Below are 21,990 nucleotides of genomic sequence, written 5' to 3' on the forward strand. Positions count from 1 at the left end.
CGACTGCGCTGATTGCGGTTTTTTCACCGGGTTGTGATGTCCGAGGGCCGGGTCTCCCGAGGCGTCCGATCGTTGTTTGTTAACCCTCCGCGTGTTAACCCAATCGGGTGTTTCGACTGGGGTGCGGCTGCGTTTCTTGGAGAACTGACAATGACCGTACGTGCGGTTCGGACGCCTGGATCAGCCGCCTATCGCGCGGCGATGCGGATCGTCGCCGGTGTGGCTGTGGCCGGATCGGCGCTTCTGGCAGGGCTTTCGCCCCAGCCGGCGCATGCGCAGGGGTCCGCGTTGCAGGCGCTGCAGGACTACAAGTCGCGCGCCGAATGGGCCGATCGCTTCGACGCGACGCTGCCGGCCGTGAGTTCGGTGAAGTCGTCCGCCCCGACGCTGTCGCCGGAAACGGCGTCCTATATCGAGCTGGCGATCCAGCGCTACAACCAGATCGTCGCCCAGGGCGGCTGGCCGATGGTGCCTCCGGGCGAGCCGACGCTGCGCCTCGGCGTCCGCAACCAGAACGTCCAGGTGCTGCGTCAGCGCCTGATGATCTCGGGTGACCTGAGCCAGACGGCCGGATCGGCCCAGACGTTCGATTCCTACGTCGATGCCGCGGTGCGCCGCTTCCAGCTGCGCCACGGCCTCAACGCCGACGGCGTCGTCGACCAGAACACGCTGACCGCCCTCAACGTCCCGGCCCAGTCCCGCCTGCGCCAGCTCGAGACCAACCTGGTGCGCGTGCGCTCCATGTCGGGCGATCTCGGCTCCCGCTACGTGATGGTGAACATTCCGGCGGCGGAGATCGAGGCGGTCGAGAACGGCCGCGTGCGCTCGCGCCACACCGCGGTGGTGGGCAAGATCGACCGGCCGTCGCCGGTCCTGTCCAGCAAGATCTACGAGCTGAACTTCGGCCCCTACTGGACCGTCCCGGTCTCCATCATCAAGAAGGATCTGATCCCAAAGATGAAGGAAGACCCGGAGTACCTCACGCGCAACAAGATCAAGATCTACCGCTGGGGCAACACCGAGGAGGAGTTGCAGCCGACCGAGATCGACTGGAACACCGACGAGGCGGCCCAGTACATGTTCCGTCAGGAGCCGGGCGAGGGGAACTCGCTGGGCACCGTGAAGATCAACTTCCACAACACCCACCAAGTGTACATGCACGACACGCCGGCGAAGAACCTGTTCGGCCAGGACTTCCGGTTCCATTCGTCGGGTTGCGTGCGCGTGCAGAACGTCCGCGAGCTGATCACCTGGCTGCTGCAGGACAACGGCTGGACGCGGGCGCAGGTGGACGAGACGATCCGCTCCGGCGAACGCCTCGACGTGGCGCTGAAGACCCAGACGCCGGTCTACTTCAGCTACATCACCGCCTGGTCGACGGCCGACGGGGTGGTGCACTTCCGCCCGGACATCTACGACCGCGACGGCGCGGAAGGCTTGGCCCTGCGCTGAGCCGCCCGAACAGCCTGCGAGACGTCGAACGGACGATGCGGCACCCCCCGGGGTGCCGTTTCGCGTTTTGGGCGCCCGTGTCCGGAGGGGCGGCCTGGACGGGCGGTGGCGCTCTGCCGGGAGGCGCCCGCTGTTGCAATGCATCGTCGCCGACACTATCGTCCGGCGCGAGCGCGGGGGTGTCGCACTCGGGACCGCGGCCTTCGCCGGCCGGACCCGACCATCCGGTCCCCCGCGAACGAACAGGCCCCCAATTCGTCGACGAGGGCATCCGCCCTTGGTCAGTTAGGGCATGTGCCCGGAGCCGGCCATCCGGCCGGTTTTTCGATTTTCCGGACGCCATCCAGGTCCTCGACTCGGAAGATGAGAACATGACGACAAGCAGCTCTCCCTCCGCCGCCTTCGACACCCGTGAAGAAGGGTTCTTCACCGCGCCCCTGTCCGAATCGGACCCGGAGATCTTCGGCTCCATCGAGAAGGAGCTCGGTCGCCAGCGGCACGAGATCGAGCTGATCGCCTCGGAAAACATCGTCTCGCGCGCCGTTCTGGAGGCGCAGGGCTCGATCCTGACCAACAAGTACGCCGAGGGCTATCCGGGCCGGCGCTACTATGGCGGCTGCCAGTACGTCGACATCGCCGAGAACCTCGCCATCGAGCGGCTGACGCGGCTGTTCGACTGCCAGTTCGCCAACGTGCAGCCGAACTCCGGCAGCCAGGCGAACCAGGCCGTGCTGCTGGCGCTCGCCAGCCCCGGCGACACCGTGCTCGGCATGAGCCTGGACGCCGGCGGGCATCTCACCCACGGGGCGCGGCCGAACCTCTCCGGCAAGTGGTTCAACGCGATCCAGTACGGCGTCGGCCACAACTCCGGACTGATCGACTACGACCAGCTCGAGGCGCAGGCGCGCGAGCACAAGCCGAAGATCATCATCGCCGGCGGCTCCGCCTATTCGCGCACCATCGACTTCGAGCGCTTCCGGGCGGTGGCCGACGAGGTCGGTGCCTACCTGATGGTCGACATGGCGCACTTCGCGGGCCTCGTCGCGGGCGGGGTCGTGCCGAGCCCGCTGCCGCACGCCCATGTGGTCACCTCGACCACCCACAAGACGCTGCGCGGGCCGCGCGGCGGCATCGTGCTGACCAACGACGCCGACATCGCCAAGAAGATCAACTCGGCCGTCTTCCCGGGCCTGCAGGGCGGGCCGCTGATGCACGTCATCGCCGGCAAGGCGGTCGCCTTCGGCGAAGCGCTGCAGCCGTCCTTCAAGCTCTATGCGCGCTCGGTGGTGGACAACGCCAAGGTGCTCGCCGAGACGCTGCGCGAGAACGGCTTCGACATCGTCTCCGGCGGCACCGACACCCACCTGATGCTGGTGGACCTGCGGCCGAAGGGCATCACCGGCAAGGCGGCGGAAGCCGCCCTGGAGCGGGCCGGGATCACCTGCAACAAGAACGGCGTGCCGAACGATCCGGAGAAGCCGACGATCACCTCCGGCATCCGGCTCGGCACGCCGGCGGCGACGTCGCGCGGCTTCGGCACCGCCGAGTTCCGCGAGGTCGGGCTGATGATCACCGAGGTGGTCGACGGTCTGGCGGCGGCTGGCAGCGACGAGAACGGCGCGGTCGAGGCGGAGGTCAACAAGCGGGTCCGGGCGCTCACCGACCGCTTCCCGATCTATCAGGGTCTCTGAGCCCCGATGCGGTGCCCGTATTGCGGCGGCGATGAAACGCAGGTCAAGGACTCCCGGTCGACGGAAGACGACACCGCCATCCGGCGGCGTCGCGTCTGTCTGACCTGCGGCGGGCGTTTCACCACGTTCGAGCGGGTGCAGCTTCGCGAGCTTTCGGTGATCAAGCGGTCGGGCCGGCGGGTGCCGTTCGACCGCGACAAGCTGATGCGCTCGGTGCAGGTGGCGATGCGCAAGCGGCCGACGCCGCCCGAGCAGGTCGAGCAGATGGTGTCGGGCATCGTCCGCCAGCTGGAGAGCTCTGGCGAGAGCGAGATCACCGCCGAGGAGATCGGCAATCTGGTGATGACGGCGCTGAAGATGATCGACGACGTGGCCTACGTGCGGTTCGCGTCGGTCTACAAGGACTTCCGGGAAGCACGGGACTTCGAGGCGTTCATCGGCGAACTCGCGCAGCCGGACGACATCGACCCGGTTCCCCAGGACCAGTGACGACGCAGGTGGCTGGGTTGAGCGCCGACCGGCAGGCAGATCTCGATCGGCGGTTCATGGCCGCGGCGTTGGCCATTGGCCGCCGCAACGCAGGCCACACCTGGCCGAACCCGGCCGTGGGCACCGTGATCGTCCGCCACGACGGCGGAACGCCGGTGGTGGTGGCCCGCGGCTGGACGGACGTGGGCGGCCGCCCGCACGCGGAAGTGCGCGCGCTGGCCGCGGCGGGCGAGGCGGCCAGGGGCGCGACCTGTTACGTCAGCCTTGAGCCGTGCGCCCACTTCGGACGCACCGGCCCGTGTTCGAACGCCCTGATCAACGCCGGCGTCGGACGCGTGGTGAGCGCGCTCGATGACCCCAATCCGCTGGTCTTCGGGCGCGGCCTCGCGCGGATCGAGGCGGCCGGCATCGCGGTCACCTCCGGCGTGCTGACGGCGGAGGCGCGGCGCGACCACGCCGGCCACATCCGCCGCATGGTCGATGGCCGTCCGCACATCCGCCTCAAGCTGGCCATTTCCGCCGACGGCGCGATCGGCCGCGACGGTGCCGGGCAGGTGGCGATCTCGGGGCCGGAAGCGAAGGCGCGCACCTGCATGCTGCGGGCGGAGACCGATGCGGTGCTGATCGGCATCGGCACCGCGCTCGCCGACGATCCGCTGCTGACCTGCCGGCTGCCCGGCCTGGAGCCGCGGTCGCCGGTCCGGGTCGTCCTCGACGCGGCCGCCCGGCTGCCGCTGACGAGCAAGCTGGTGCGGACCGCCCTGGAGGCGCCGCTGTGGGTCGTCGTCGGGCCGGACGCGCCGCGCGACCGGGTGAGCGCGCTGACGGAGGCCGGCGCGACGGTGGTCTCGCGGCTGATCCGCCCGGGGGGCCGGCTCGACATCCACGACGTTCTCCGAGGGCTCGCCGACCGCGGGCTCACCACGATCCTCGTCGAAGGCGGGGCGCGGGTTGCGCGCTCCTTCGTCGAGGCGGACCTGGTCGACGAGGCGATCCTCTACCGCGCGCCGACGGTGATCGGGGCGGGGGGCGTGGCGGCGCTCGGCGGGATCGAGCCCGACACGGTGTTCACGGCGCCGGCCTTCCGCGTTCTCGACGACGGACTGGTGGGAGCCGATCGCGTTACCCATTTCTGGCGGGCCGGCTAGGCCACGGCCCGGCGACAGCAGACCCAACGACGAGGCACGACGCGATGTTCACCGGGATTGTCACCGACGTGGGGCGGGTGGCTGACGTCACGCGCGCAGAGGCGGGGATCAGCGCCGCCATCGAGAGCCGCTATCCGGCCGACGGGATCGCCATCGGCGCGTCGATCGCCTGCTCGGGCGTCTGCCTGACGGTGGCCGCGTGCATGCCGACCAACACCGGCGGGTCGCGCTTCGCCGTCGACATCTCGCCGGAGACGCTGGATCGTTCGACGCTCGGCCGCTGGACGACCGGCACGCGGATCAACCTGGAGCGCTCGCTGACGCTGGGCGACGAACTGGGCGGCCACATCGTCACCGGCCACATCGACGGGGTCGCGGAGCTTCTGGAGCGCACCGACGAGGGCGATATGGCCCGCTTCGCGTTCCGCGCGCCGCCGGCGCTGTCGCGCTTCATCGCGGAAAAGGGCTCCGTCGCCCTCGACGGCACGTCGCTGACGGTCAACGGGGTGGCGGGCGACGTCTTCACGGTCATGCTGATCCCGCACACCTTGAAGGTGACCACCTGGGGCGACGCGCGCCCGGGCGATGCCGTCAATCTCGAGGTCGACATGATGGCGCGCTACGTCGCGCGCCTGCAGGAAGCGTCAGCGCCCCCACAAACGCAGACCTGATCCGCAGCCGACGACTGGACAAAGACAGCCTCTCATGGTTCGTCTCTGCACTCGATTTGATCACGGGTGCCCGGTCCCGGACGAGGGGCGGGCATCCTGAGGCAAAAGACGTTGCAACCGTCTCCGCGGCGCGAGGAAACCTCCGCCTGCCGGCGGGGCGGCCCAATTGGCACAGTGACCGATGAACCAGACCGCTCCCCACGCCCTCATCATCGAGGCCAGGTTCTACGACGACCTCGCCGACGCGCTGTTCGACGGCGCACGGAAGGTGTTCGACGTCCGAGGCGTCACCTACGAGCGCATCCAGGTTCCCGGCGTGCTGGAGATCCCGTCGGCGCTGTCGATGGCGCTGACAGCGGCCGAAGAGGGGCGTTTCGACTTCGACCTGGTGGTGGCGATCGGCTGCGTCATCCGCGGCGAAACCGGGCATTACGACATCGTCGCCGGAGAATCGAACCGTGCCATCATGGGCCTGGTGATCGAGACCGGCGTGCCGTTCGGCAACGGGATCCTGACCGTCGAGACCGGCGAACAGGCCTGGGAGCGCGCCCACGTCGACCGCCGCAACAAGGGCGGCAGCGCTGCCGAGGCGGCGCTGGCGATGTACGAGCTTGCCGCCCGGTTCGGAGGATGAGCGAGACGATGACCAAGCCTGGTCAATCCGACTCCAAACCCGCCGAACGCCCCGCCAACCAGCGCGGCGTCGCCCGGCTCGCCGCCGTGCAGGCGCTCTACCAGCTGGAAATCACCCGCGCCCCGGTGGCCGACGTGATCGCCGAGTTCGAGCTGTTCCGGCTGAAGCAGGACATCGAGGGCGCGGACTGGCGGGCGCTCGACCTCTCCTGGTTCCGCGGCATCGTCGCGGGGGTGGTGAACGACCAGCGCGAGATCGACCCCAAGGTGAACGAGGCGCTCGCCGCCGACTGGCCGCTGAAGCGGGTGGACGCCACCCTCCGCGCGATGCTGCGCTGCGGCGTCTACGAGCTGCTGCGCCGCGCCGACGTGCCTGCCCGGGTGATCATCACCGAGTATGTCGACGTCGCCAAGGCGTTCTTCGACGGCGACGAGCCGCGCATGGTCAACGGCGTGCTCGATCGCATCGGACGTGAGATGCGTCCCACCGAGATGTCCGGATCACCGCGACCCCAGAAGGCATGAGCGAGGTGGAGCGTCCCGGCGAGTTCGAACTCATCGAGCGCTATCTGGCGCCGCTCGCCACCGATGCGGGGGCCGCCGGCCTGAAGGACGACGCGGCGATCGTCCACCCGAAGAGCCGCACCGACATCGTCCTCACCAAGGACGCGCTGGCGGCCGGCATCCACTTCTTCGCCGACGATCCGCCCGCCGCGATCGCCGCGAAGGCGTTGCGCGTCAACCTGTCGGACCTGGCCGCCAAGGGCGCCGAGCCGTTCGGCTACCTGATGGCGCTCGCGCTGCCGGACGACTGGACGGTCGAGTGGCTCGAAGCGTTCGTCGGCGGACTCGCCGCCGACCAGGCGCGCTACGGCGTGACGCTGCTGGGCGGCGACACGCTGAAGGCCTCCGGCGGCCTGACCGTGTCGATCACGGCGCTCGGACGGCTGCCCGAAGGCGCCATCGTGCGGCGGGCCGGCGCCAGGCCGGGCGACCGCATCTTCGTCACCGGGACGATCGGCGACGCCGCCCTCGGGCTCGCCCTGCGCAAGAACGCCGACCAGGCCGATGCGTGGCGGCTGTCGCCCGACGCCCGCGCGCATCTGGCAGCGCGATACCTGATGCCGGAACCCCGAACCGCCGCCGCGCAGGCGGTCCGCCGCTATGCCCACGCAGCCCTGGACGTCTCGGACGGCCTGGTCGGCGACATGCAGCGCATGGCCAAGGCATCGGGCGTGGCGGTGCGGCTGGAAGCGGCGCAGATCCCGCTCTCGACCGCCGTCTCAAAGGCGGTCGCTGCCGACCCCGCCGCCTTCGAACTGGCCGTCTGCGGCGGCGACGACTACGAGATCGTGGCCGCCGTCCCGCCCGAATATGTCGGCGCCTATCTGGTCGAGCTGCGGGATGCGGGGCTGGCGGTGACGGAAATCGGCTCGGTGGAGGACGGCGAGGGCGTGCGCATCCTGGGCCGCGACGGCGCGCCGCTCGCCTTCGGCGCCGGATCCTTCCACCACTTCTGACCGGGCGGGCACGGGCGGCGCTTGCCTCTCTGCCGGCCGGCATCGCATTGTGGCGCGCCGCCGCCCTCGCAGGTGACCGGCACCGTGCCTTCGCCCCACGCTCGAGCCGCCATGACCGCCAGCGCATCCAGCCATCTGATCGACGACGGGCTCGCGCGCCGCAACGCGCGGCTGCTGTCTGCCGCCCAGGCGATCGGCGGCGCGATGACCTCGATCACCATCGCGACGGGGGGTCTGGCGGGCTTCTATCTGCTCGGCGACGACAAGTCCCTGTCGACCCTGCCGATCACCACCATGGTGCTGGGGACGGCCTGCGGCACGGTGCCGGCGGCGCTGCTGATGCGCTGGATCGGCCGCCGCGGCGGCTTCCTGGTCGGCGCCGGCATCGGGGCGATGGGCGGGCTTTCGGCCTGCCTCGCGGTCCTGTCGGGGCATTTCCTGCTGTTCTGCCTGGCGACCTGGGTGACCGGCTTCTCGGCCGCGTTCGTGCAGCAGTACCGATTCGCCGCGGCCGACACCGCCAGCGTCGGGTTCCGGCCGAAGGCGATCTCCTGGGTGCTGGCCGGCGGGGTGCTGGCCGGCATCATCGGACCGCAATCGATCATCCTCACCCGCGACCTGTTCTCGCCGGTCCAGTTCGCCGGCGGCTTTGCCGCCCAGGCGGTGCTCTGCGTGCTGGCGATGGGGATCCTGGGGTTCGTCTCCATCCCGAAGCCGTCCATCCACAAGGGCGCTAGCGGCGGGCGGCCGCTGCTGACGATCCTGCGGGAGCCGCGAATCGCGATCGCGATCCTCTGCGCCGTCTCGTCGTTTGCGCTGATGAGCCTCGTCATGACCGCCGCGCCGCTGGCGATGGTCCAGTGCGGGCTCAGCCAGGACGATGCGGCGCTCGGCATCCAGTGGCACGTGATCGCCATGTTCGGTCCGAGCTTCTTCACCGGCTCGCTGGTCGCCCGGTTCGGCCGAGAGACCATCACCTCGATCGGGCTGTCGCTGCTGCTTGCGGCCGGCATCGTCGCGCTGCTGGGCATCACCGTGGCGCACTTCTGGCTGGCGCTGATCCTGCTCGGGCTGGGATGGAATTTCGGCTTCATCGGCGCGACGTCGATGCTGACCGATGCCCAGCGCCCCGAGGAACGGGCGCGCGTCCAGGCCGCCAACGACTTCTGCGTCTTCGGCGTCGTTGCGATGGCGTCATTCTCCTCCGGCAAGATCCTCAACGGCGCCGGATGGGAGATGGTGAACTGGATGCTGTTCCCGGCGGTGGGCCTGACCATCGCGGCGCTGGCCTGGCTGACGCTGACCGGCCGCCACCGCCTGAGCTAGAAACGCGTCACCGAGCGGTTGTGCTCTTGACGCCTTTCACCGCGACCGGCACCAATAAGCCGCTCCCGCCGCCGTTCCGGCGTGCCAAAACCAAAACAAAACAAAACGTCTGCGCCGCCAAGGGGGGCTGGCTGCGCCTCAGGGAGAAGCGGAATGGTTGGTGTTCTGATCGTAATTCTGTGCGGGTTGCTGTCGGTGCTCTACGGCATCTGGGCGATTCGTTCGGTGATGTCGGCTGATGCCGGCAGCCCACGGATGCAAGAAATCGCCGGCGCAATTCAGGAAGGCGCGCAGGCCTATCTGACCCGCCAGTACACCACCATCGCCATCGTCGGCGTCGTGATCTTCATCATCGTCGCCCTGCTGCTCGGCATCACAGTGGCGATCGGCTTCGCCATCGGCGCGATCCTGTCGGCGGCCGCCGGCTTCATCGGCATGCTCGTCTCGGTGCGCGCCAACGTCCGCGTGGCCCAGGCCTCGAGCCGCAGCCTCGCCGCGGCCCTCGACATCGCCTTCAAGTCGGGGGCGGTCACCGGCATGCTCGTCGCCGGCCTCGCGCTGCTCGGCGTGGCCGTCTACTACCTGATCCTCACGGCCGGCCTCGGCTATGCCAACGGCGACCGGGTGGTCATCGACGCGCTCGTGGCCCTTGGCTTCGGCGCCTCGCTAATCTCCATCTTCGCCCGGCTGGGCGGCGGCATCTTCACCAAGGGCGCCGACGTCGGCGGCGATCTCGTCGGCAAGGTCGAGGCGGGCATCCCGGAGGACGACCCGCGCAACCCGGCCACCATCGCCGACAACGTCGGCGACAACGTCGGCGACTGCGCCGGCATGGCGGCCGACCTGTTCGAGACCTACGCGGTGACGGTGGTGGCCACCATGGTGCTGGCCGCGATCTTCTTCGCCGGCACCGACACGCTGGCCGGCGCCACCCTCTATCCGCTGGCGATCGGCGGCGCCTGCGTGGTGACCTCGATCATCGGCACCTTCTTCGTGAAGCTCGGCGTCAAGCAGTCGATCATGGGCGCCCTCTACCGGGGCTTCATCACCACGGCGGTGCTCTCGCTGATCGTGCTGCTGCCGGTGACGTGGCTGGTCTTCGGCAGCCTGACCACGCCGCTGACCACCGCGGGGGGGCTCGCCTACACGCCGCTGGCGCTCTACCTCTGCGGCGCCACCGGGCTGGCGGTCACCGGCCTCATCGTCTGGATCACCGAGTACTACACCGGCACGGGCTTCCGGCCGGTGCGTTCCATCGCGGCCGCGTCGCAGACCGGCCACGGCACCAATGTGATCCAGGGGCTCGCCATCTCGCTGGAGGCGACCGCGCTGCCGTCGCTGGTGATCATCGCCGGCATCATCGTCACCAACTCGCTGGCCGGCCTGTTCGGCATCGCCATCGCGGTCACGACGATGCTGGCGCTGGCCGGCATGGTGGTGGCGCTCGACGCGTTCGGTCCGGTGACCGACAACGCCGGCGGCATCGCGGAAATGGCGGATCTGCCGGCGGAAGTGCGCGTCACCACCGATGCGCTCGACGCCGTCGGCAACACCACCAAGGCCGTCACCAAGGGCTACGCGATCGGCTCGGCCGGTCTCGGCGCGCTGGTGCTGTTCGCCGCCTACAACCAGGATCTCCAGTTCTTCATCGCCAACTCCGACAAGTACCCGTACTTCGCCGACATCGGTCCCGGTCAGCTCGATTTCTCGCTGGTCAATCCGTACGTGGTGGTCGGTCTGTTCTTCGGCGGCCTGCTGCCGTTCCTGTTCTCCGGCATCGCCATGACCGCCGTCGGGCGGGCCGCAGCGGCCGTCGTGGAGGAGGTGCGCCGGCAGTTCAAGGAGAACCCGGGCATCATGGAAGGCACCGTGCGTCCGGACTACGGGCGGGCGGTCGACATGCTGACCAAGGCGGCGATCAAGGAGATGATCGTGCCGTCGCTGCTGCCGGTGCTGTCGCCGATCGTCGTCTACTTCCTGGTGCTGGCGATTGCCGGCAAGGCGAACGCCTTTGCGGCCGTCGGCGCGATGCTGCTGGGCGTGATCGTGACCGGCCTCTTCGTCGCGATCTCCATGACCGCCGGCGGCGGCGCCTGGGACAACGCCAAGAAGTACATCGAGGACGGGCACTACGGCGGCAAGGGCTCGGAGGCCCACAAGGCGGCCGTGACGGGCGATACGGTGGGTGATCCCTACAAGGACACCGCCGGTCCGGCGGTGAACCCGATGATCAAGATCACCAACATCGTGGCACTGCTGCTGCTCGCGGTGCTCGCCCACTGAGACCGACGCGGCTCCCGGCCTGCCGGGAGCCGCGTCTGGTCCACGCAGGGCCCGAACGACAACGCCCGCGTCCGCGGGCGTTTTCGTGCGGGGAGGGGAATCGAAGCACTCGATTCGCGCGCCGTGCCGGACGGTCGCGCCGCGCGATGGCGCGCCGTCGCCCTGTCGTGTTCACGGACGGCGAACCGGTCTCCGGTTCGCCTGCAGACGTTCGGATCGTATGGATCCGAGCCGGAAATGCCCTACAGCGACGGCTGCAGCACGCCCTTCAGGACCTGCGAGACGAAGCCGAGGTCTTCGCCGGTCGTCGGGGTCTTGCGGGCGATGAAGTCGAACACCTTGCCGTCCTTCAGGCCGTACTCGGCGATCTCGCGCACCCGCCCGTCGGAATCGAAGTAGACCGCGAGGATGCGGCGGTCGACGATGCGGGGATTGAGGAAGCGAACCGGTTGCACCTCCGTCTGTGAGATGTAGTAGAACACCTCGTTGTTGGTCACGCCCGTCGTCGACGGGGTGCCGAGCGCGAGTTCCACCTGCTCGCGGCTTGCGCCGACAGGCGCCTGCTGCAACTGCTCCTGGGTGATTTTCTGGCCGTGAACGAACGTTTCGGACGTGCCGCACCCGGACAGGCCTACGACGAGAAGAAGCGCCGCCAGGCCTGCCCGGGTGATGGGGAGCGCGCGGGACGCGGTACGATCGGCCCGGCAACGGGATTTGGATGAGGTGCGCAAGGTCGGGTCCATCAGGGCCTGAGAAGCGTCGGAAACATCGGCACGTGTACGGAACATGGTTTTCGGATTTTTCAATCGTCGCAAGGGTGTTGACGTCGGGCCGCTCTATCTGTCGATCGTGGCACAGGCGCGGCAACCGGTCTTTTATCGCGACTGGGCCGTCCCCGATACCATCGATGGACGTTTTGAGATGCTCATGCTGCATCTCGTGCTCGTCATCGAACGCCTGAGGGGCGAAGACAAGGCGATATCGGCGGTCGGGCAGGACGTTTTCGACTTTTTCCTCAAGGACATGGATCGCAACCTGCGCGAAATGGGCGTTGGCGACATGTCCGTCGGCAAGCGCATGAAGAAGATCGGGCGCTCGGTCTACGGGCGATTCGATGCGTTCCGGCCGCCGCTGGCGGACCGCGACCTGGCGGTTCTCGCGGCCGCGATCGACCGCAACGCGTTCGCCGGCGACTCTCATCCCGGCGAGGCGAACCGTCTGGCGGCCTATGCGTTGGAATGCGCGGAGCGATTGGCTTCTCAGGCGACATCCGATATCGAGGCTGGGCGGGTCGATTGGCCCGTACCGGATGACGCGCAACAAGGACAGGACGGATGACGGGGACGTTTCCGCTCAGCCATCCCATATCGGTCGATGAGGTTCCCCAGGCCGGTGTGACGGTAAAGCTCAGTGCCGACGAAAGCGAACGCAAGGCGCTGGCAGAAATCTACGACATCGCAGCGGTGAACTCGCTGGAGGCCGTGCTGTCCGTCAAGCCATGGCGCCGCGACGGACTGTCGGTGAGCGGCACGGTCGTCGCGTCGGTCACGCAGCCCTGCGTCGTCACCCTGGAGCCGCTCGTCCAGCGGGTGGAGGAGGAGATCGACCTTCACTTCCAGCCGTCGATGCGCATCCGCAGCCAGGGCAAGGAGATCTCCATCGACCCGACCGGCGAGGATCCGCCCGAGGTGTTCGACGGCGACTCGCTGGACCTCGGCGCCATCGCCGCCGAGCACGTCGCGCTGGGCATCGATCTCTATCCGCGCGCCCCGGGCGCCAGCCTCGATCTGGAGGTCGAGGAGGAGGAAGACGACGAAGAGGAACCCTCTCCGTTCGCCGTTCTCGAGCAACTGAAACGCCGTCGGGAGGAATGATGGGCGCTCCGTCCTGCGGGCAGAATGTGGTTGTACGGAAAGACGAAAAGGGTATTGTCCTGCGGCCACTCGGGACGGCAGCAATCGACCGCCGCGACACATCCGGCCGGCACTTGGCCGGCACGAAAAAGACGGCTACCGAGACGTCGGGCAGAGCATTGTCCGTCCAGCCAGAAGCGAGGAGCGTGGCGATGCGGGCGATCACCATCGACGAGCGCAACGGACGGCCGTCGGCGCTCATCCGGGGCGCCGCGCCGGTCGATGCGGGCCGCCTCGGGGCTTTCGCGGGCGCCGAGGGGGCGGTCTGGGCACACTATCTGGCGCTTCCCTCCATCGACGCGGTCGTCCGTCGTGCATGAAAACAGACCCTAGGTCCAACAAGGCAATGGCGAAAACCGTCACGCTCTCGCTCGATGCCATGGGTGGCGACGGGGGCCCCGAAGTGGTGCTTCCCGGAGCCGAGATCGCGCTGCAGCGATGCCCGGAGATCCGCTACGAGATCTTCGGCGAGCTTCCGCGCCTCGAGCCCATCATGGCCAAGCTGCCCCGGCTCGCCGCGGCAAGCGCCGTGCATCACTGCGAAGTCTCCGTCAGCATGGACGACAAGCCCAGCCAGGCCCTGCGCCAGGGCCGCTGGAAGTCGAGCATGTGGAAGGCGCTGGAGGCCGCCAAGAGCGGGGACGCGGGCGCCGTGGTGTCGGCGGGCAACACCGGCGCGCTGATGGCGATGGCGAAATTCTGCCTGCGCCCGATGCCGAACATCCAGCGCCCGGCGATTGCCGCGATCTGGCCGACGATCCGCGGCGAGTCCATCGTGCTCGACGTCGGCGCGACCATCGGTGCGGACGCCCAGCAGCTCATCGACTACTCCATCCTGGGCGGCGCGATGTCCCGCGCCGTGTTCGGGATCGAGCGCCCGACGGTGGGCCTTCTCAACGTCGGTGTGGAGGAGGTGAAGGGGCTCGAGGAGATCAAGGCCGCCGGCCGGATGCTGCGTGAGGCCGACCTCGCTTCCATCGACTATTTCGGCTTCGTCGAGGGCGATGACCTCGGCAAGGGCACGGTCGACGTCGTCGTCACCGAAGGCTTCTCCGGCAACATCGCGCTGAAGACCGCCGAAGGCACCGCCCGGCAGATCTCGGAGTACCTGCGCAGCGCCATGAGCCGGACCATCCAGGCCCAGCTGGGCTACCTGCTGGCAAGACCGGCCTTCGAGCGGCTGAAGGAGAAGATGGATCCCCGCAAGGTCAACGGCGGCGTCTTCCTCGGCCTCAACGGCCTGGTGATCAAGAGCCACGGCGGCACCGATGCGGAGGGCTTCGCCGCTGCCGTCGAACTCGCCTACGACATGGTCAGGAACGATCTGATGCATCACATTGCCAAGGACCTGGGGGCTTACCACGCGTCCGGAGAGGCCGTGCTGGCGGACCGCGGGAAGGAGGCCGCCACGTGAGTTGTACCCGCTCGGTGGTGTTGGGGTGCGGTAGCGCGCTTCCGGATCGCGTGCTGACCAACGCCGACCTTGCGGTCATGGTCGACACCTCGGACGAATGGATCCTGCAGCGGACCGGCATCCGGGAACGGCGGATCGCCGCGCCCGACGAGACGACCGTGGATCTGGCGTTTCGCGCCGCGCAGCGGGCGCTCGCAGACGCGGACGTCGCCCCGGACACGATCGACCTGATCATCCTGGCGACCGCGACCCCCGATAACACCTTTCCCGCCTCGGCCGTCACCGTCCAGGAACGGCTCGGCATCGTCGGCGGCATGGCCTTCGACCTGCAGGCCGTCTGCTCGGGCTTCGTGTTCGCGCTGACGACCGCCGACGCCTATTTGCAGAACGGCCTTGCGAAGCGCGCGCTGGTGATCGGCGCGGAGACCTTCTCGCGCATCCTCGACTGGGAAGACCGCACCACCTGCGTGCTGTTCGGCGACGGTGCCGGAGCCGTGGTTCTGGAGGCCCGGGAGGGCGAGGGGACGGTCGCGGACCGTGGCGTGCTGGCCAGCAAGCTGCGCTCGGACGGGCGCCACAAGGACAAGCTCTACGTCGACGGCGGACCGTCCTCGACGCAGACGGTCGGGCATCTGAGGATGCAGGGACGCGAAGTCTTCAAGCATGCCGTCGCGATGATCACCGACGTCATCGAGTCGGTGTTCGAGCAGACCGGCACGAGCGCGGACGACATCGACTGGTTCGTTCCCCATCAGGCCAACAAGCGCATCATCGACGCGTCGGCCCGCAAGCTCGGCATCCCCGAGGAGAAGGTCGTCTCGACGGTCGACCGGCACGGCAACACCTCGGCCGCGTCGATCCCGCTCGCCCTCGACGTCGCCGTCAAGGACGGCCGCATCAAGCGGGGCGATCTGGTGCTGCTCGAGGCGATGGGCGGCGGGTTTACCTGGGGCGCCGTGCTGGTGCGCTGGTGAGCGCGCGGAATAAACGTCGCAACGGCGGTTTCTGATCCCTGTCATGGACTTGCGCGGTTGACCGCCGTTGCGCAGCGCAATACCTTGCGGTTGTCTGTCGGGTGCCCTGTCGCACGCCGACCAATCCAGTTCGGCGAGGAGGCCATGGCGGGACGGACCGTTACGCGGGCGGACCTGTGTGAGGCTGTCTACCAGAAGGTCGGTCTCTCGCGTACAGAGTCCGCTGACCTGGTGGAAATGGTCATCCACGAAATCGCCGAGACCCTGGTCAACGGGGACCCAGTAAAACTGTCGTCGTTCGGGACGTTCGCCATTCGGGAGAAGGGCGAACGCGTCGGCCGGAATCCGAAGACCGGCGAGGAAGTGCCGATCGCGCCGCGGCGTGTCATGGTCTTCAAGCCGTCGAACGTCTTGAAAAAGAAGATCAACGACTCGTTGGCCGGCGAGGTGCCGGCGAAATAAGAGCGATCAACCGATGGCGGAGCCTGTGAGCGCCGGTAGCGATCAAAAGGGACCCGAGGCCTATCGGACGATCAGCGAGGTCGCGGGCGACCTCGACCTGCCGCAGCACGTCCTACGCTTCTGGGAAACCCGGTTCGGACAGATCAAGCCGATGAAGCGCGCCGGCGGGCGCCGTTTCTACCGGCCGCAGGATGTCGAGCTGCTGCGCGGCATCCGCCATCTCCTTTACTCCGAAGGCCTGACCATCCGCGGCGTCCAGAAGGTGCTGCGCGAGCAGGGCCCGAAGCACGTGGCCGCGATCGGTCGCGGCGAGGCAGACGCCAACACGCCCGTCGAGGCGCCGCCGCCGAAGCTGAAGCCGGCGCGCTTCCGCGAGACGGTGGACGAGGCCCAGGCCTTCTTCCCCTTTTCAGACGCGCACCCCGACCGTGCGTCCGAGCCGCCCGGCCGGGAACCGCGCCAGGCGACGCTCAAGGCGAGCGACGACGGCATCGATGACGACGACTTCCAGCCGGCCGCGTACGCGAAGCGGCGCCGCAAGGATCCGCCGATGACGTCCGCTCCCGTCGAACCGACGCCTCCGCCATCGGCCCCGGCCGCTGCCGCCCCCCGCCGGGCCGAGGCGCCTTCGGTCAGGCCGGAGGCGCGGATTCGCCCGAGCGACGAGGCGGCCGCCCGCGAGGCGGAGCGGGACGCTGCGGAGGAACCGCTTCCCAAGGGGATCCTGGCCGAGGATGAAATGCCGACACCCGAGCCCGAGGCGCATCATTCCGGATTCCGCTTCCTGGACCGCCTGAAGCGCGAGCCCCACCAGCCGGCGGCAGGCAAGGGGGACGGCACGCTGTCCCGCGAGGACGTGCGCGATCTCCAGGCCGCGCTGTTCGAGCTGCTGGAGTGCAAGCGGCTCCTCGACCGCACGCGCTGAGCCTGCTTCGGGCAAGAGAAGGGCGGCGGAGCGCGGGCGCAGCACCGCGGTGCGCGGACGCCCGGCCACGCAAGCAAACCCGCAAAAAGCGCCGCAAAAGCACAAAAAAAGACGGTGAAGGCCCCCAGCCCCACCGTCCAAGTTGCGCAGACACGCGATCGATCCGTCGATCGCATGGCCGAGCGGACGGTGCGGACAATTCCACAGCCGCATGACGGGGAGGTGACGCGGGCCGGAGCGCGCGCACGAAAGGTCAGCGCAGCGACGGAGCGGCTCGTGCGGAGGAGACCCGCGGCTGCCGGCTCTGCCGCGCGCGGGTGAGGGTGGCACTCCAGTCGAAGACCAGAACCGACAGCAGCAGCAGGATCGTCCCGGCGGAGGATGCCGGAAAGAACAGGCTGCTCTCGAGGGTGTTCAGCAGGAGGATGCCGATCATCAGGCAGGCGACCCCGTAGACCGGGGCCAGGTGGCGTCGGTCGCCGGGGGTGAGCCGGAAGACGCGCGCAAGCGCCGCGAACAGGGCCACGAGGTAGACGAGGACCAGCGCAATGCCGGTCAGTCCGAGCTGCACGGCGAGGTCGAGGTAGCCGTTGTGGGACTGGTTGTAGCGCAGCATCAGCTGGTGGTTTCCCGACCACCAGCCGACCTTGTCCAGGAGGGGGTGCGCGGCGTCGGGCACGCTCCAGTGGGCGCCGAAGCCGTCACCCACCAGCGGCGCCTGGTTGATGTAGCCGAGCGCGACGCGCCACAGATCGGTGCGGCCGGTGAAGCTCGCGTCGCCGCTGCCGAGTTCGATCCACGTGCTGAACGACCAGTCGAGGGCGCCGCTGAGCACGAACGCAAGGGCCAGGCCGCTCGCCAGCAGCGCCATGATCAGCGCGGCCGGGCCGCGTCCCGACCTCAGCAGCACCAGCGTCGGCAGGATGGCAAGCCAGGTGATCGCAAAGGCGCCGATGCTGTTCTTCGACTGGGTGAGCAGCAGAAAGCCGATACCGGCCGCGACCATGCCGATGATGGCGAGCCGCATCATGGTCGACCGCGCGACGAAGAACTGCGGGCCGATGAAGGCGAGCGCGATGAACGCGAAGCTGCCGGCCATGTTCTTGTGGAGATGGAGGGCCGCCAGCCCGATCGGCGTCCAGCTGCGGCCCGGAACCACCGCGGTGGCGACGAGATCGAGTGCCAGCGCGATCGCGCAGGTCACCGCGCACACGGCGAGCAGGCGCGGCGCGGGCCGGATCCAGACCGTCACGCCGACGATGATCACCAGATAGATCCAGTAGACGATGGTGCGGCGGAGCGTGAGGTGCGGGAACCGCGACCAGAGCACCGATGCGGCCATCAGCCCGAGGATCAGCAGGATCGGCCAGCACGCCTTCGCCAGGCGCAGCGCCTCTCGCGGCCGGGCGGCGCACAGGAGCAGGCCGGCCGCGAACATCGCGAGCAGGATGAGGCGCCGCCTGGCATCGCCGTCGGCAACCCCGGCGCTGCCCGCCTCCAGCCGCACGAACGGATAGATGCCGACCAGCTCGTAGATGAGCAGGGCCACGAGCAGCAGGGTGGCGAGCCAGGTCATCAGCACATCGAGGCGCTGCGAGGCGCGCACCCGGGGCGACGACGGGGCGCCGGAGCCGGCGGAGATCATCCGCGTCTGCGAGGGCGCGCGACCGGCGGCCGGTGGCTTCAGGAACGGGGAGGGGCCGGTGGCAGGGCGCGTTCGCATCGGCCCGTGGCCCTTGATGAACGTGACGACGACGGCGCCGAAGGTAGTCGATCGTCGCAGGCCCGCCAACAGCGGCGTCGCCGCCGCGCAATCCCGAAAGGGGCTAAGGTGGGCTTGGCAGATGAGAGTTGGTGGGGGGAGTGGTCGGAGCGGCGGGACTCGAACCCACGACCTCCTGCGCCCCATGCAGGCGCGCTACCAGGCTGCGCTACGCTCCGACGGTGCTCGCTAGGTATCCGTTTGACGGCGCCGGTTCAAGCGACAAACGGCGTCGCACGGGCCGCGTCCCGATAAATCGGCAAAAAGCGGCGGTTCGGTCGGATCCGGCCGACCCCGTTAACGGAGGCCTTACGGTTATGAGCGACGATGCGGGCGTGGAGGACATCACGCTGCCATGCGCCGCCCGTCAGAAACCATCGATACCGCATCCAGCGACGTGCACCGCCCGACAGCGGGGCTTCTTCGCCGCTTGCCGTCGATCGGGCTGACCGTCCTCGGCATTGCCGCCCTGTTCGCGACCGCGACGGCGCTTACCTCTCCGACCGAACACCGCGCCGAGATCGGCCTGTGGATTGCGCCCGGCGCCCCCGCGAGCCTCGATGCGCTGGCGATCGCGCCGTTGGCCCAGTCCGCCGCGCTGAAGGAAGCGACGCTGACCGAGCTCGGCCGTCATCACCGGGAGGACCGCTTGCGGGCGGCGCTTCCGGCGCTGTCGCCGGCCGACCCCTTCGCGCGATTCGGTGCGCTCATCGCCCCGCCCGCCCGCTCGTCCGACGAGCGGCTGATCGCCGGCCTGTCCCGCCGCCTCGCCGTCGATGCCACCAGCCGGACGACGCTGGTGGTGTCCGTGACGGCACGCGATGCCACGATCGCGGCCGATGCCGCCGGCGCGTTTGCCAACGACCTCTCCAACCGGCTCGAAGCGGCCCTGGGGGCGAACTCGCCCGTCCGCGTGACCAGCCGCACCGTCCAGACGGTCTCCCGGTTCGATCCCGCCACGCTCGGCATCGCCGGCATGTTCATGTTCGGCATCGCCGCCTCCGCCGCTTTCCACCGCAAGGGGCGGGGGACGCTCAGGGTGCGCACCCCGACGATGCCGGTGACGGCGTCGCTGCCCTCGGCCGGCGCCGAGTGGATCGTCACCCGCCGCGCCAGCGACCGCGACCGCTTCCCGCGGCGCATCGGCAGCAATCTGCACGACGAGGCGCTGTCGACCGCCGTCTGGCAGGCGCTCGCCGCCCGTGAGGAGGCGCCGAAGCGGCTCGTCGTCACCGGCACCCGCGCCGGCCGTCAGCATCTCGCCAGCAACCTCGCCGCCGAGGTGGCCCGCTCCGGCGGTCGCGCCCTCATTCTCGATCTCGCCAACGATCTCGCCGCCTCGGCGGACACGATCCGCGCCGGCTTCCGCGATTTCGCCGCCGGCTCGGTGTCCTGCGACGCGGCGATCGTGCGCAATGCCTCCTCGGGCGTCCATTTCATGGCGAAGGGGTTTGCCGCCGAAGGCATCGGCGAAACGGTCGCCGGACACGAGGCGATCGCGGCGCTCGAGGCGGCCTACGACCTGCTGATCATTCTCGCCGACGAAACGAGCGACACCGATCCGCTTGAGACGACCGCCTATGAAGGCGCCGTCGCCCTGCTGGTCGCGCATCGCGCCGATTCGCGGATCTGGCCGCGTCTCGATCGGCTGACGGCCTGCGGCATCGCCGACGCGCTGCTCTGTCCGCTCGACCCCGGCACCGCTTCCATCGACCTGGTCTGATTTCCGCCGGATGACCTGACCGATCGTCGGGCCGAGGGCGCCGGCCTTCGCCGGCTATTGCATGCCGGGATCGGGCTTCGCCATCCAGCGGATCAGGAGGCCGGCGGGGATGACCCAGGCCAGGCCGGCGATCCCGTAGAAGATCGTCTGCACGAGCGTGGAAGAGCTGGAGACGAACGTCGCGCCGAGCAGCATGGCGAACAGCGCGTAGACGATGACGAAGACCGCCATCACGGCCGTTCCGATCAGCTTGCGAATGTTCTGGCTCATGATCGGGTCCGCGTGCCTTCCATCGTGGATGTCCCGCCGGGCGGGGGTCTCGGGTCGTCGCGTTACATCGCGCGTCTGAAGCGATCCGCCTCTGCGTCCGGTGGACGCAGTCGCCGGTGAAGATTGCGGTCATCCCGCCCGGGTGTTCTATATCGCCGATCAGTTCCCACGGCGAATTGGCGGCCAATGTCCGATAGCAGCCTGTCTTCCGCGCAGCCGGCGCGGCCACCCGCGGCCCTCCGCGTCTGGCTCCTCTGCGTTGCGGCGCTGATCGTCCTGATGATCGTGGTGGGCGGGGCGACCCGGCTCACCGATTCAGGCCTCTCCATCACCGAATGGAAGCCGATCCATGGCGTCATCCCGCCGCTCGGCGAAGCCGAATGGCAGGAGGAGTTCGCCAAATACCGGACGATTCCCGAGTACCAGCTCATCAACAAGGGCATGAGCCTCGACGAATTCAAGAACATCTTCTGGTGGGAATGGGGCCACCGGTTCCTCGGCCGGTTCATCGGCGTGGCGTTCTTCCTGCCGATGGTGTGGTTCTGGGCGCGCGGACAGGTGCCGGGCTGGCTGAAGCCGCGCCTGGTCGGCCTCCTTTGCCTCGGCGGGCTCCAGGGAGCGGTCGGCTGGTGGATGGTCGCTTCGGGCCTGGTCGACCGCGTCGACGTCAGCCAGTATCGGCTGGCGACGCACCTGACGCTGGCCTGCATCATCCTGGCGGCCATCGTGTGGACCGCCGAGAGCCTGAGGATCCGCGGCGTGGGGCGCCTCGACCCGCTGCCGGCGGGGCTGCGAGCGACGGCCAGGGTCGGCGTCGTTCTGGTGCTGCTGCAGATCTTCCTCGGCGGGCTGGTCGCCGGGCTCGACGCCGGCATGGTCTACAACACCTGGCCGCTGATGGACGGGGCCCTGATCCCCTCCGGCCTCCTGTTCCAGGATCCCTGGTGGATCAATGCGTTCGAGAACACGCTGACCGTCCAGTTCGACCATCGGCTGGTCGCCTACGTGCTGCTCGCCTTCGCCGTCTTTCAAGGGTGGCTGGTCCGCCGCCAGGCGCCGGCATCGCGCGCGGCGCGCCGGACGGCGATCTTTGCCGGGCTGGTGGTGTTCCAGGCGGTGGTCGGGATCACCACGCTGCTGACCGTCGTTCCGCTGGAACTCGGCCTGCTCCACCAGTTCACCGCGGCGATCGTCCTGTGGGCGGCCGTCGTCCACGCCCGCTGGACCACGGCGGAGACGGGCGCCGCGGCGGCTTCGGGACTGACCGCGCCGGGCCGATCCGCGGTCGAGGTTTAGCCATTCCGGCCAAGTCATTGCTTTAGAAAAGAAAACCC

Annotated in this window: 21 protein-coding genes, 1 tRNA gene and 1 pseudogene; 19 read left to right on the forward strand and 4 right to left on the reverse strand. The window is 68.9% G+C overall.

From position 1 onward, the window contains the following. The first annotated feature begins 150 nt into the window (after nucleotides 1-150). The 10 genes from ACSSVZ_RS08300 to ACSSVZ_RS08345 all read left to right on the forward strand — a co-directional run bounded on the left by ACSSVZ_RS08300 (nucleotide 151) and on the right by ACSSVZ_RS08345 (nucleotide 11,213). Entirely contained in the window at nucleotides 151-1,452 is a 1,302-nt protein-coding gene (locus ACSSVZ_RS08300; RefSeq protein WP_453969337.1) for a L,D-transpeptidase family protein, read from the forward strand. A 371-nt stretch (nucleotides 1,453-1,823) separates the two neighbouring features. Then, nucleotides 1,824-3,143, forward strand: a complete 1,320-nt coding sequence (gene glyA / locus ACSSVZ_RS08305) for a serine hydroxymethyltransferase (protein WP_453969338.1) — start codon at nucleotides 1,824-1,826, stop codon at nucleotides 3,141-3,143. 6 nt (nucleotides 3,144-3,149) lie between these two features. After that, the gene (gene nrdR / locus ACSSVZ_RS08310; RefSeq protein ID WP_453969339.1) at nucleotides 3,150-3,632 is read left to right on the forward strand and encodes a transcriptional regulator NrdR; all 483 of its coding nucleotides are present in this window, start codon (nucleotides 3,150-3,152) and stop codon (nucleotides 3,630-3,632) included. A 56-nt stretch (nucleotides 3,633-3,688) separates the two neighbouring features. After that, the gene (ribD, locus tag ACSSVZ_RS08315; protein WP_453969340.1) at nucleotides 3,689-4,780 is read left to right on the forward strand and encodes a bifunctional diaminohydroxyphosphoribosylaminopyrimidine deaminase/5-amino-6-(5-phosphoribosylamino)uracil reductase RibD; all 1,092 of its coding nucleotides are present in this window, start codon (nucleotides 3,689-3,691) and stop codon (nucleotides 4,778-4,780) included. Nucleotides 4,781-4,824: 44 nt separating this feature from the next. Further along, nucleotides 4,825-5,451, forward strand: coding sequence for a riboflavin synthase (locus ACSSVZ_RS08320; RefSeq protein WP_453969341.1), 627 nt, complete (start codon nucleotides 4,825-4,827; stop codon nucleotides 5,449-5,451). 181 nt (nucleotides 5,452-5,632) lie between these two features. Then, complete coding sequence (gene ribH / locus ACSSVZ_RS08325; RefSeq protein WP_453969342.1) at nucleotides 5,633-6,085, forward strand: 6,7-dimethyl-8-ribityllumazine synthase; 453 nt, start codon at nucleotides 5,633-5,635, stop codon at nucleotides 6,083-6,085. Nucleotides 6,086-6,093: 8 nt separating this feature from the next. Then, nucleotides 6,094-6,609 carry a transcription antitermination factor NusB gene (gene nusB / locus ACSSVZ_RS08330; protein ID WP_453969343.1) on the forward strand — a complete coding sequence of 172 codons (516 nt, stop codon included), beginning with the start codon at nucleotides 6,094-6,096 and terminating at the stop codon, nucleotides 6,607-6,609. Further along, nucleotides 6,606-7,604 (forward strand): thiamine-phosphate kinase, encoded by a 999-nt coding sequence (gene thiL, locus ACSSVZ_RS08335; RefSeq protein WP_453969344.1) that lies wholly within the window; start codon nucleotides 6,606-6,608, stop codon nucleotides 7,602-7,604. Before nusB ends, thiL begins: the two co-directional genes overlap by 4 nt. A 111-nt stretch (nucleotides 7,605-7,715) precedes the next feature. After that, a complete protein-coding gene (locus ACSSVZ_RS08340; protein ID WP_453969345.1) occupies nucleotides 7,716-8,930 on the forward strand; it encodes an MFS transporter in 1,215 nt (404 codons plus the stop codon). A gap of 153 nt (nucleotides 8,931-9,083) precedes the next feature. Further along, complete coding sequence (locus ACSSVZ_RS08345; RefSeq protein ID WP_453969346.1) at nucleotides 9,084-11,213, forward strand: sodium-translocating pyrophosphatase; 2,130 nt, start codon at nucleotides 9,084-9,086, stop codon at nucleotides 11,211-11,213. Nucleotides 11,214-11,455: 242 nt separating this feature from the next. Here the strand turns inward: ACSSVZ_RS08345 and ACSSVZ_RS08350 are convergent, their stop codons facing one another. After that, entirely contained in the window at nucleotides 11,456-12,001 is a 546-nt protein-coding gene (locus ACSSVZ_RS08350) for an outer membrane protein assembly factor BamE (RefSeq protein WP_453969347.1), read from the reverse strand. Between ACSSVZ_RS08350 and ACSSVZ_RS08355 the strand changes: the two genes are divergently transcribed. The 7 genes and pseudogenes from ACSSVZ_RS08355 to ACSSVZ_RS08385 all read left to right on the forward strand — a co-directional run. After that, nucleotides 12,000-12,551 carry a ubiquinol-cytochrome C chaperone family protein gene (locus tag ACSSVZ_RS08355; RefSeq protein WP_453969348.1) on the forward strand — a complete coding sequence of 184 codons (552 nt, stop codon included), beginning with the start codon at nucleotides 12,000-12,002 and terminating at the stop codon, nucleotides 12,549-12,551. The two genes, ACSSVZ_RS08350 and ACSSVZ_RS08355, sit on opposite strands and share 2 nt — an antisense overlap. Beyond that, nucleotides 12,548-13,087, forward strand: a complete 540-nt coding sequence (locus tag ACSSVZ_RS08360) for a YceD family protein (RefSeq protein WP_453969349.1) — start codon at nucleotides 12,548-12,550, stop codon at nucleotides 13,085-13,087. Before ACSSVZ_RS08355 ends, ACSSVZ_RS08360 begins: the two co-directional genes overlap by 4 nt. Nucleotides 13,088-13,278: 191 nt before the next feature. Beyond that, entirely contained in the window at nucleotides 13,279-13,446 is a 168-nt protein-coding gene (locus tag ACSSVZ_RS08365; RefSeq protein WP_453969350.1) for a hypothetical protein, read from the forward strand. A gap of 26 nt (nucleotides 13,447-13,472) precedes the next feature. Next, nucleotides 13,473-14,540, forward strand: a complete 1,068-nt coding sequence (gene plsX, locus ACSSVZ_RS08370; RefSeq protein ID WP_453969351.1) for a phosphate acyltransferase PlsX — start codon at nucleotides 13,473-13,475, stop codon at nucleotides 14,538-14,540. After that, nucleotides 14,537-15,514, forward strand: coding sequence for a beta-ketoacyl-ACP synthase III (locus ACSSVZ_RS08375; protein ID WP_453969352.1), 978 nt, complete (start codon nucleotides 14,537-14,539; stop codon nucleotides 15,512-15,514). Before plsX ends, ACSSVZ_RS08375 begins: the two co-directional genes overlap by 4 nt. A 144-nt stretch (nucleotides 15,515-15,658) precedes the next feature. Next, nucleotides 15,659-15,976: an integration host factor subunit alpha gene (locus ACSSVZ_RS08380; RefSeq protein ID WP_453969353.1), complete on the forward strand. Its 318-nt coding sequence runs from the start codon at nucleotides 15,659-15,661 to the stop codon at nucleotides 15,974-15,976. A gap of 13 nt (nucleotides 15,977-15,989) precedes the next feature. Then, nucleotides 15,990-16,295: pseudogene (locus ACSSVZ_RS08385) on the forward strand (MerR family transcriptional regulator); the annotation flags it as partial. Between the two features lie 859 nt (nucleotides 16,296-17,154). Here ACSSVZ_RS08385 and ACSSVZ_RS08390 read toward each other — a convergent pair. Both ACSSVZ_RS08390 and ACSSVZ_RS08395 read right to left on the reverse strand, forming a co-directional pair. Beyond that, on the reverse strand, nucleotides 17,155-18,624 hold the full coding sequence (locus ACSSVZ_RS08390) for an O-antigen ligase family protein (RefSeq protein WP_453969354.1): 1,470 nt from the start codon (nucleotides 18,622-18,624) through the stop codon (nucleotides 17,155-17,157). Nucleotides 18,625-18,765: 141 nt separating this feature from the next. Further along, nucleotides 18,766-18,842 (reverse strand) — tRNA-Pro (locus ACSSVZ_RS08395). Nucleotides 18,843-19,018: 176 nt separating this feature from the next. Here ACSSVZ_RS08395 and ACSSVZ_RS08400 point away from each other — a divergent pair. Then, nucleotides 19,019-20,386: a hypothetical protein gene (locus tag ACSSVZ_RS08400; protein ID WP_453969355.1), complete on the forward strand. Its 1,368-nt coding sequence runs from the start codon at nucleotides 19,019-19,021 to the stop codon at nucleotides 20,384-20,386. A gap of 54 nt (nucleotides 20,387-20,440) precedes the next feature. Here the strand turns inward: ACSSVZ_RS08400 and ACSSVZ_RS08405 are convergent, their stop codons facing one another. After that, a complete protein-coding gene (locus ACSSVZ_RS08405) occupies nucleotides 20,441-20,656 on the reverse strand; it encodes a DUF2842 domain-containing protein (RefSeq protein ID WP_453969356.1) in 216 nt (71 codons plus the stop codon). Nucleotides 20,657-20,842: 186 nt separating this feature from the next. On the opposite strand from ACSSVZ_RS08405, the gene ACSSVZ_RS08410 reads away from it, so the two are divergent. Then, nucleotides 20,843-21,952, forward strand: a complete 1,110-nt coding sequence (locus ACSSVZ_RS08410; protein ID WP_453969357.1) for a COX15/CtaA family protein — start codon at nucleotides 20,843-20,845, stop codon at nucleotides 21,950-21,952. Nucleotides 21,953-21,990 lie beyond the last annotated feature (38 nt).

The sequence above is a fragment of the Amorphus sp. MBR-141 genome (assembly GCF_053628695.1).